General features: G+C 51.2%; 1 protein-coding gene. It reads right to left on the bottom strand.

Annotated features, from left to right (window positions below):
• Positions 1-178: 178 nt before the first annotated feature.
• Positions 179-1,279, bottom strand: a 1,101-nt coding sequence (locus tag D0T87_RS23520) for a DUF4906 domain-containing protein (protein ID WP_163178587.1), incomplete at its 5' end; no start/stop codon positions are given.

Raw genomic sequence — 1,279 nt, 5'->3', positions numbered from 1 at the left:
TCATCAGAGCCGGAATTACATTTTTTATTCTCTTTACCGTCATAATTATTTGGTTTTAAAATCGTAGTGATATGCGTCCCACCCAAGGGGCGCATACCTGTGAGTGGGGAGTCCCCACTCATGCATAGGAAGCCATTTTCGGGCGGTTCGCGAACCGCCCCTACGGCATATGGGGTGATTAAAACTCTTTGTTCAACACCACAGGTTCCCAGCTAGGCACTGTAACGGAAACTTCTACCGTACCGTTTACCACCGGATCAGTTGGGTCGGTAGTTCCACCACCACCTTTGGTAGCATCACCTGTTAACTTGATGTTGATATTGTAGCTCTTGCCACGGGTAATAGAAGATACCGAACCGCTACCTGATTTCCATTGCTCGTAAGAAGCCAGGTGAACAGGCCAGTAAAGGTTCTTGCCATCCTTATCTTTACCGGTAAGGGTAACGATAGTAGGTGAAGCATTGGCTGTGGTTGCATCGTTCTCAAACACATAGTAATAATAGGTGGTTGACGGAGCAGCCAGGTTCAGGGCATCCAGAAAACGTGCAGCAGCCACGGTGTAGGTACCGGCCGTAGGCCAGAAAGACCAGGTTTCACCGCTGGGCTTGTCATAGCCGGTGTAGAATTTCTTACCGCCGGTGTAAGCCGAAGGGATTAAAGAAGTACCGCTGGATGGGAACAACAGGGATTCGCCACGGGCGTTCAATACGGCAATGCTGTTCAATGTAAGCGAACCGGGTTCACCGTACTTGGTCATGGCATTGTCTACCGTAACGGTAATACGCGCAGCAATAAATGTCAGGGTTACCGTAGCATTGGCTTTGTATTCGCCGTCACCGCTATTGGTAAAGCTCAGGGCGCTGGCGGTAGCACCGGTAGCCCAACGGTTTGTGGCCGAAGACTGGGCACCTGTTCCGTTCAGGTCGGCTTTGTAAGCTTTCAGGGCAGCCAGTGTGGTGATAGAACTCAGGTCGCCTCCGTTGGCTACGATGTACACATGTTGGGCATTGGTGGTTACACCCAGGGCTTTGTCACCGGTCAGCGCTGTTCCATCGCTATTGTATTTGGTCCATGCCGTGTTGATGTCACCGGTACTCTTATCGGTAATAAATACCGTATAGTCGCCCACTTTATCGGTGGGCACGGTGCCTGAGGCACGCGAGAGGGTGGGCGCATCCAACTGGATGCTTAACATCGCTTTTTCACCTTCTACGGGGAAGGATGCGTCATTGTCATTGCTACAACTTGAAGTGCCAAAGGTCAGGGCGATGGTCGCCAT

The organism is Bacteroides sp. 51, assembly GCF_010500965.1.
In the GTDB taxonomy this organism is placed as follows: domain Bacteria; phylum Bacteroidota; class Bacteroidia; order Bacteroidales; family Bacteroidaceae; genus Bacteroides.
The sequence above is the reverse complement of the archived record's forward strand: the minus strand, read 5'-3'. Positions and strand labels throughout refer to the sequence as shown.